General features: G+C 72.8%; 5 protein-coding genes and 1 pseudogene. 5 read left to right on the top strand and 1 reads right to left on the bottom strand.

From position 1 onward, the window contains the following. Positions 1-223 precede the first annotated feature (223 nt). Complete coding sequence (locus E1266_RS31950) at positions 224-2,110, bottom strand: glycoside hydrolase family 15 protein (RefSeq protein ID WP_229808122.1); 1,887 nt, start codon at positions 2,108-2,110, stop codon at positions 224-226. A 326-nt stretch (positions 2,111-2,436) separates the two neighbouring features. On the opposite strand from E1266_RS31950, the gene ppdK reads away from it, so the two are divergent. The 5 genes and pseudogenes from ppdK to E1266_RS31925 form a co-directional block, all read left to right on the top strand. After that, positions 2,437-5,151, top strand: coding sequence for a pyruvate, phosphate dikinase (gene ppdK, locus E1266_RS31945; protein ID WP_132053439.1), 2,715 nt, complete (start codon positions 2,437-2,439; stop codon positions 5,149-5,151). Positions 5,152-5,256: 105 nt separating this feature from the next. Next, a complete protein-coding gene (locus E1266_RS31940; RefSeq protein WP_132053437.1) occupies positions 5,257-6,039 on the top strand; it encodes a YdcF family protein in 783 nt (260 codons plus the stop codon). A 61-nt stretch (positions 6,040-6,100) separates the two neighbouring features. Then, positions 6,101-7,384: a deoxyguanosinetriphosphate triphosphohydrolase gene (locus E1266_RS31935; RefSeq protein ID WP_132053435.1), complete on the top strand. Its 1,284-nt coding sequence runs from the start codon at positions 6,101-6,103 to the stop codon at positions 7,382-7,384. Between the two features lie 124 nt (positions 7,385-7,508). Next, positions 7,509-8,735 (top strand): FAD-dependent oxidoreductase, encoded by a 1,227-nt coding sequence (locus tag E1266_RS31930; protein ID WP_132053433.1) that lies wholly within the window; start codon positions 7,509-7,511, stop codon positions 8,733-8,735. 52 nt (positions 8,736-8,787) lie between these two features. Next, positions 8,788-9,451 (top strand): annotated as a pseudogene (locus E1266_RS31925) (MFS transporter); the annotation flags it as partial.

The following is a 9,451-nucleotide window of genomic DNA, read 5'->3' as shown; positions in this document are numbered from 1 at the left end:
GGTCTGTTCGGTGGGAGGGGCGTTCTCGGCGGCGCTCGGCGGGCCGGGCGGGGCCCAATCGCCGGACGGTTCGGGATCGTTGTCAGCATGAGGTGGCGTACTCACAGCCGCACGGTAAGTCGGAATTCTCAAGAAAAGAGGTATTTCCGACAGTTGTCGCCGGGTTGTGATTGACGGAGGACCGGTCCGTGGCCGGGCGGACCCGGCCACGGCGGCGGGGGAGTCAGACCAGGGGCGCCTGGGGTTCGCCGTTCTCCGCCCTGATCACCTGCATGACCGCGTTGATCAGCGCGAGGTGGGTGAACGCCTGCGGGAAGTTCCCGAGGTGGCGGCCGCTGTGCGGGTCGATCTCCTCGGCGTACAGCTGCAGGGGGCTGGCGTAGGACAGCAGCTTCTCGCACAGGGCCCGCGCCCGCTCCAGCTCCCCGATCAGCACCAGCGCGCTGACCAGCCAGAACGAGCAGATCGTGAAGGTGCCCTCCTCCGAGTCGAACCCGTCGTCGGTCTCCGCGGCGCGGTACCGCAGGACGAGGTCGTCCTCCGACAGCTCGTCGGCGATGGCGAGGACGGTCTCCCGGACGCGCTTGTCGTCGGCGGGCAGGAAGCCGAGCAGCGGGATCAGCAGCGCCGACGCGTCCAGCGCCGTCGCCCCGTAGTGCGCGGTGAAGACGCCGCGCTCGTCCAGCGCGTTCGCCAGCACGTCCGCGTGGATCTCGTCGGCGGCGGCCTGCCAGCGCCGCGCCCGGTCCTGGTCGCCGCGGACGCGGGCGAGCCGGGCGCCGCGGTCGGCCGCGACCCAGCAGAAGATCTTGGACGAGGTGAAGTGCTGCGGCTCGCCGCGCACCTCCCACATGCCGCAGTCGGGGGTCCGCCAGGTGGCCAGGGCGTCCTCGACCTGCTTGATGATGATCTTCCAGAGCCGGTCGTCGAGCCGGTCCCGCTTGCGCACGAACAGGTAGATGGAGCCGATGATCGCGCCCCACACGTCGTGCTGCGCCTGCATGTACGCCTCGTTGCCGATGCGGACGGGGCGGGCGTTGTCGTAGCCGGTGAGGTGGTCCAGCGTGGACTCCGGCAGCTCCTCCCGCCCGTCCAGGCCGTACATGATCTGCAGCTTGCCCTCGGCGGCCTCGGCGACGTCGGTGATGAAGTAGAAGAAGTCGTTGGCCTCCCAGTCGTAGCCGAGCGTGTAGAACGCCCAAAGCGCCATCGTGGAGTCGCGGATCCAGGTGTAGCGGTAGTCCCAGTTCCGGTCGCCGCCCGGCGCCTCCGGCAGCGACGTCGTCGCCGCGGCCGCCACGGCGCCGGAGGGCGCGAACGTCAGGCCCTTGAGCGTCAGCGCGCTGCGCTGCAGGTGGCTGCGCCACGGGTGGTCGGGGAAGCGGCCCCGGTCCAGCCAGTGCTGCCAGTGGTGGACGGTCCAGACGAGCCGCTCGTGCGCCTCCTCGTAGGACGAGGGCGCCGCGTGCTCGCTCCACGACAGCGCGACGTACCGTGACTCGCCCTGCTTCAGCAGCGTGCGGGACGTGGCGAGCGACCCCTCGAACCCGACGTTCATGTCGGTGGTGAGCCGCAGCCCGACGCCGTTGCCGCGCGCCAGGGCCTCGTGGTACCCGGCGCCCGTGTGCTCCCAGCGGGCGGGCGTCTGGCCGTAGTCGAACACCGGCATGCAGTCGAGCCGGACCTGGACCTGGCCGTTCACGCACCGCACCATCCGCAGCAGGACGTGGTCGGCGTCGTAGTCCGTCGGGGCCCTGCGGTGCGTGTGGGACCGTTCCGTCTCGTGGTGCCACGGGCCCATCAGCAGCGCGTCCGTCACGACCAGCCAGCCCCCGTGCACCCACCAGGTGGTCTCCATCACCATGGTGCCGGGGATGTAGCGCTGCGCGGCGGGCACCTCCACGCCCGCCGGGCCGACCCGGAAATAGCCCGCGTCGCGGTCCAGGAGGGACCCGAACACGCTGGGCGAGTCCATCCTCGGCAGGCACATCCACTCGATGTTGCCGCTGGGCGCGACCAGGGCGGTCGTCTCGCAGTCGGACAGGAACCCGAAATCGGCTATGGGGGCGAACGGATCTCCCGCCCGGCCGCCGGCGACCTTCGGCCTCACAACCTCACCTCCTCGATCCATCATTCCCTCTCCCCGCGGTGGGTACGTCGGCGGTGCCGGTCGGCCCGGGCGTCGGCTCCGCACCGGGCCTCCCGCGCTGGTCTCCGGCTCTCGGAGACCCATTGGAATAGACCACTATCTGGCCCTTGACCTGGGAAAACGCCTCTTCCCGCACCGGGCGCCGAGCAAGGCCGGACATCGCGGGTACAGTCCCGGCAAACAGGGCAGCGGGCCCCGCCGCCGCCTGCGGGAACGCGATGCCGCGCCCCCGCCGTGGCGGGACCGGAACTGCCGCTGGGTGTAATCGGAGCGAGAAGGAGCTCCCCGTGCCGAAGTTCGTGTACGACTTCACTGAGGGAAACAAGGACCTCAAAGATCTGCTGGGCGGCAAGGGCGCCAACCTGGCCGAGATGACCAACCTCGGACTGCCCGTCCCTCCCGGGTTCACGATCACCGCGGAGGCCTGCCGGTACTACCTCGAGCACGGGAACCTGCCCGAGGGGCTGGCGGACGAGGTCAACGCGCACCTGGCCGCGCTCGAGTCCGCGATGGGCAAGAAGCTCGGCCAGAGCGACGACCCGCTCCTGGTCAGCGTGCGCTCCGGCGCCAAGTTCAGCATGCCGGGCATGATGGAGACCGTCCTCAACGTCGGGCTGAACGACGAGTCCGTGCACGGCCTGGCCGCGCAAGTGGGGGGCACGGAGACGGAGCGACAGCGGTTCGCGTGGGACTCCTACCGGCGGCTGATCCAGATGTTCGGCAAGACCGTCCTGGACATCGACGGCGACCTGTTCGAGGACGCCATCGAGGACGTCAAGCGCGCCCGCGGCAGCGACAACGACGTCGACCTCACCGCGGACGACTTCCGGAAGCTCGTCGAGCGCTTCAAGGCGATCGTCCGGGAGCAGGCCGGGCGGGAGTTCCCGACCGACCCGCGCGAGCAGATGGACCTCGCCGTCGAGGCGGTGTTCAACTCCTGGAACGCGCCCCGCGCCATCCTGTACCGCCGCCAGGAGCGCATCCCCGTCGACCTCGGGACCGCCGTGAACATCTGCTCGATGGTGTTCGGCAACATGGGCATGGACTCCGGGACGGGCGTCGCGTTCACCCGCGACCCCGCGTCCGGCCAGCAGGGCATCTACGGCGACTACCTGCAGAACGCGCAGGGCGAGGACGTCGTCGCCGGCATCCGCAACACCGTGCCGCTGAAGGACCTGGAGCGCATCGACAAGGCGTCCTACGACCGGCTTCTCGAGATCATGGAGACGCTGGAGAACCACTACCGCGACATGTGCGACATCGAGTTCACGATCGAGCGCGGGAAGCTGTGGATGCTGCAGACCCGGGTGGGCAAGCGGACCGCCGCCGCGGCGTTCCGCATCGCCTGCCAGCTCCTCGACCAGGGGCTCATCGACGTGGACGAGGCCGCCCGCCGCGTCACCGGCGACCAGCTCGCCCAGCTCATGTTCCCCCGCTTCGCCGACCGGGTGGACGGTGTCCGCAAGCTCACGAAGGGCATGAACGCCTCGCCGGGCGCGGCCGTCGGCAAGGTCGTGTTCAGCTCCGAGCGGGCCGCGGAGCTCGCCCAGGCGGGGGAGGACGTGATCCTCGTCCGCCGCGAGACCAACCCCGACGACCTCGCCGGGATGGTCGCGGCGAGGGGCGTGCTGACGTCCCGCGGCGGGAAGACCTCGCACGCCGCCGTCGTCGCCCGCGGCATGGGCAAGACCTGCGTCTGCGGCGCCGAGGAACTGGACGTCGACGTCAAGAGCGGGCAGTTCACCGCCCCCGGCGGCGTGACCGTCCGGGAGGGGGACCTGATCTCCATCGACGGGACGTCCGGGGACGTGTACCTCGGCGAGGTGCCCGTCGAGGACTCGCCCGTCGTCCGCTACTTCGAGGGCGAGCTCGCGGCCGAGGAGGGCGGCGACCTCGTCAAGGCCGTCGACCGGATCATGCGGCACGCCGACGAGCGGGCCGCGCTCAAGGTCCGCGCGAACTCCGACAACCCGGGGGACTCGGCACGGGCGCGCCGCTTCGGCGCCGCCGGGATCGGGCTGTGCCGCACCGAGCACATGTTCCTCGGTGACCGGCGGCAGCTCATCGAGAAGCTCGTGCTGGCGGCGGACGACACCGAGCGGCAGGCCGCGCTGGACGCCCTGGAACCGCTGCAGAAGAGCGACTTCGAGGGCATCTTCGAGGCCATGGACGGTCTGCCGGTGACGATCCGGCTGATCGACCCGCCGCTGCACGAATTCCTCCCCGACCTCACCGAGCTGTCGGTCAGGGTCGCGCTCGCGGGCGACGAGGCCGACGAGAAGGACCGGAGACTGCTCGAGGCAGTCAACCGACTGCACGAGCAGAACCCTATGCTCGGCCTGCGCGGCGTGCGGCTGGGTTTGGCGATTCCGGGGCTGTTCGGCATGCAGGTCCGCGCGATCGCCGAGGCCGCCGCGGCGCGCCGCCGGGCCGGCGGGGACCCGCGCCCGGAGATCATGATCCCGCTGGTCGGCGCCGTCCAGGAGCTGGAGGCCGTCCGCGACGAGGCCCGCGCCATCCTGGCCGAGGTCAGGGAGGCCACCGGCGTCGACGTCCCGGCGCTGATCGGCACCATGATCGAGCTGCCGCGGGCCGCGCTGACCGCCGGGCAGATCGCCGAGGCCGCCGAGTTCTTCTCGTTCGGCACCAACGACCTCACCCAGACCACCTGGGGCTTCTCCCGCGACGACGTCGAGGCGTCGTTCTTCGGGCGCTACCTGGAGCTCGGGATCTTCGGGGTGTCGCCGTTCGAGACCCTCGACCGGGACGGCGTCGGGCGGCTCGTCCGCATCGCCGCCGAGGAGGGCCGCAAGGCGCGGCCGGGCATCAAGCTCGGCATCTGCGGCGAGCACGGCGGCGACCCCGACTCGGTGCACTTCTGCCACGAGGTCGGGCTCGACTACGTGTCCTGCTCGCCGTTCCGCGTCCCCGTCGCCCGGCTGGAGGCCGGCCGCGCCGCGATCGCGGCGGACGCGGCGGCCGGGGGGAGCGACAGCCGCTGACCGCCGGGGCGGCCGGCCGCCCGCGCGCCCGCCCGCGGGAGACCGGCCGCCCAACCTGCGAACTTCGCGCGCCCGGCGCACCATCTAACTAACGTGTCGGAAGCGATGACGTTGGAAGCCGAATTGCCGGAGCCCCGGAACGAGGACCACGGTCCGGACGAGCCCGCCGAGCAGCCGCGCGGACGGCGCAGGCGGTCGCCGTGGGTCACGATCCCGGCGGGCGTCGTCCTCGGGCTGCTGCTGATCGCGGTGCTGACGCCCCTCACCGTCGGCGCGCGCATCTGGTACCAGGCCCGCCAGGACGAGCGGCCCCGCTCCGACGCGATCATCGTCCTCGGCGCCGCGCAGTACAACGGCGAGCCGTCCCCGACGCTGCGGTGGCGGCTCCAGCACGCCCTCGACCTCTACCGCGACGGCGTCGCGCCCGCGATCGTCACGGTCGGCGGGAAGGCCCCCGGCGACAACTACACCGAGGCCGGCTCCGGCCGCACCTGGCTGATCGAGAAGGGCGGGGTGCCGGCCGACCGGGTCGTCGCGGTGCCCGTCGGGCGGGACACGCTCGGCAGCCTGCGGGCGGCCGGCGCGGAGTTCGACCGGCGCGGCTGGTCGTCCGCGGTGATCGTCAGCGACCCGTGGCACGGGCTGCGGTCGAAGAAGATGGCCGCGGACCACGGCATCGAGGCGGCCGCGTCGCCGACCCGCAGCGGCCCCAGCGTGCAGACCCGCGAGACCCAGTTCGACTACATCGTCCGGGAGACCGGCGCCTACCTGTCGTACGTCCTGCTGGGCAAGAGCGTGCAAGTGCCGAACGAGACCATCAGGCGCATCAACATCGACCCGTCCGTGGCGCCCTCCGGGGCGCCGTCGGAGCCGCAGCCGAGCCGCTGACACTCCGGCCGGCCCGAAGGTCAACGGAACGTCATCGCGCCCGCCTACCCTGGATAGGGACATGACGAGCAACTCCACCACCGGCGGCCCGGGCCGCTACACCGCCCGTGACAGGCAGCGCTGGGCCCCCGAGCCCGCCAAGCGCCGCGACCGGACCGCGTTCGAACGCGACCGGGCCCGCGTGCTGCACAGCGCGGCGCTGCGCCGGCTGGCCGCCAAGACGCAGGTCGCCTCGCCCGGCGCGGACGCCGGCGCCGACACCGTGCAGAGCCTGCGCACCCGGCTGACCCACTCGCTGGAGTGCGCCCAGGTCGGCCGCGAGCTGGGCAAGTCCCTGGGCTGCGACCCCGACCTGGTCGAGACGGCGTGCCTGGCCCACGACATCGGGCACCCGCCGTTCGGGCACAACGGCGAGGCCGCCCTCGACCTCGTCGCCCGCGACTGCGGCGGCTTCGAGGGCAACGCGCAGAGCCTGCGCGTCCTGACGCGGCTGGAGCCGAAGTCGTTCGCGGCGGACGGCCCGCCCCTGCACGGGCGCAGCGTCGGCCTCAACCTGACCCGCGCCGCGCTGGACGCGTCGATGAAGTACCCGTGGCCGCAGGCGGAGGCGGTGAACGGGAAGTTCGGCGTCTACGACGACGACGCGGACGTCGCGCACTGGGTCCGCGAGGGCGTCGAACCGGGCCGGACGTGCTTCGAGGCCCAGGTCATGGACTGGAGCGACGACGTCGCCTACTCCGTCCACGACCTGGAGGACGCGCTCGTCGCCGGGCACATCGACTTCGCCCGCCTCGCCGACCCGGCCGAGCGCCGGCTCGTCGCCGCCACCGCGATCAAGCTGTACTGCCCCGACGCCGAGCTCGCCGAGCTGGAGGAGCGCTTCGCCGAGCTGCTCGCCGAGCCGTACTGGCCCGACCGCTACGACGGCACGCCGCGCAGCCTGGCCGCCCTCAAGAACCTCACCAGCACCCTGATCGGCCGGTTCTGCGTGGCCGCCGAGAACGCCACCCGGGACGCCTACGGCGACCGCCCGCTGACCCGGTACGCCGCCGAGCTGATCGTCCCGCGCGCGCAGCGGCTGGAGAACGCCCTGCTCAAGGGCATCACCGCGCACTACGTGTGGATCAGCCACGAGGAGGTCAGGGCCCGGCAGCGGACGCTGATCACCGAGCTGGCCGAGATGATGATCGCGGGCGCGCCCGGCACCCTCGAACCCGGGTTCCGGGCCGCGTTCGAGGAGGCCGGCGACGACGCGGGGCGGCTCCGCGCCGTCATCGACCAGATCGCCTCGCTGACCGACCTGTCCGCGATGGCGCGGCACCGCCTGCTGGAGGGCGGTTCCTGACCGATCCCGCCCGGTTCTCCGGACGGGCCCCGGCGGAATATGCCGCGACCCACCCGACGGCGGCCCTTGTCTCGCCCAAAGCGGCGCTGTAGGGATGGCTACAGGTCAACTACAGGAGGTCGCCATGCCCGAGGAGACGTTCGTCATCGCCGGCGCCGGCCTGGCGGGTGCCAAGGCCGCGGAGACGCTGCGCGCGGAGGGTTTCACGGGCAGGCTGCTGCTGATCGGGGACGAGATCGAGCGCCCGTACGAGCGGCCGCCGCTCTCCAAGGGGTTCCTGCTGGACAAGGAGCCGCGGGAGAAGGCCCACGTCCACGAGGCGGACTGGTACGACAAGCACGACGTCGAGCTGCGCGCCGGCGCCTCCGTCGCCGCCGTCGACCGGGCCGCGCACGAGGTGCGGCTGTCCAGCGGGGAGCGGGTCGGGTACGCGAAGCTGCTGCTGGCGACCGGGGCCTCCCCGCGGCGGCTCGACGTCCCGGGCTCGAAGCTGCAGGGCATCCACTACCTGCGGACGATGGCCGACTCCGCGGCGCTGAAGCAGGCCCTCGCGCACGGCGGGCGCCGGGTCGTGGTCGCCGGGGCGGGCTGGATCGGGCTGGAGACCGCGGCCGCCGCCCGCGCCCACGGCAACGACGTGACGATCATCGAGCCGGAGCCGACGCCGCTGCACGCCGCGATGGGGCCCGAACTCGGCGGGATGTTCGGCGACCTGCACCGCGAGCACGGCGTCGACCTGCGGCTCGACCAGGGCGTCGCCGGGTTCTGGGGCGCCGGGCAGGTGTCGGCGGTGGTGACCTCCGGCGGCGCCGAGGTGCCCGCCGACGTCGTGATCGTCGGCATCGGCGTGCGGCCCAACAGCGGCCTCGCCGAGGAGGCGGGGCTGGAGGTCTCCGACGGCGTCCTCGTCGACCAGTCGCTGCGCACCTCCGACCCGGACATCTTCGCGGCCGGGGACGTCGCCAACGCCTACAACCCGCTCCTCGGGCGCCGGGTCCGGGTGGAGCACTGGGCGAACGCGCTGAACGGCGGGCCGGCCGCCGCCCGCGCGATGCTCGGCCAGGACGTCGTCTACGACCGGATCCCGTACTTCTTCAGCGACCAGTACGACCTCGGCATGGAGATGTCGGGCGTCGCGTCGCCGGGGGAGTACGACGAGGTGGTGTACCGCGGGGACGTCGAGTCACGGGAGTTCGTCGCGTTCTGGCTGTCGGGCGGCCGGGTCGTCGCCGGGATGAACGTCAACGTGTGGGACGTGACCGGGGACGTGCAGGCGCTCATCCGCTCCGGGGCCCAGGTGGACGCCGGCCGGCTCGCCGACCCCGGCGTGCCCCTGGCCGGCCTCGCCTGAAAGCGCGCGACAGCCGTTACCGCCGCGCCCGCGGGCCGCGTACAGTCTGCGGGTGGCCACGGACAAGATCACGGCGGAGGAGTTCGCGGTGTTCGGCCGGGCGCGGACGGCGGTCACGCTCGCCTTCACCGCGCACGGCCTGCTCGCCGCCGCCTGGGTGGTCCGCATCCCCCAGATCAAGGAGCACCTCGGGCTGAGCGAGGGCTCGATGGGCGTGGCCCTGCTGGGCGCGCCCGTCGGCGTCGTGCTCGCCGTGCGGTTCGCCCGCCGGATCATCGCGGACCGGGGCAGCCGGGCCACGACGATCGCCGCCGGGGTCGCGGGCGCGGCGTCGCTGGTCCCGCTCGGCCTCGCCTGGAACCTCGGCGCGCTGATCGTGTCCCTCCTGCTGCTCGGGGCCTCGCTCGGCCTGATGGACGTGGCGATGAACGCCCAGGGGGTTGCGGTCGAGCGCGGCTACGGGCGGCCGCTCATGTCCGGCCTGCACGGCTGGTACAGCATCGGGACGCTCGTGGCCGCGCTGATCGGGTCGGGCGTCGCCTACGCGGGCGTGCCCGTCCCGCTGCACCTGTCGGCCGCGGCCGCGGCGCTCGCCGCGCTGACGGCGATCGGCTGCCGCGGCCTGCTGGACCGCTCCGCCGACGCCCTCCCCGGACCCGGGCCGTATCCGCCGGACGAGCCCGCCCCCGATGCGGCGCCCTCGGCGGGGGCCGCTC

It is taken from the genome of Actinomadura sp. 7K534 (assembly GCF_004348575.1).
GTDB classification, from domain to species: domain Bacteria; phylum Actinomycetota; class Actinomycetes; order Streptosporangiales; family Streptosporangiaceae; genus Spirillospora; species Spirillospora livida.
Note: the sequence above shows the minus strand (reverse complement) of the source record. Positions and strands in the feature narration are given on the sequence as shown.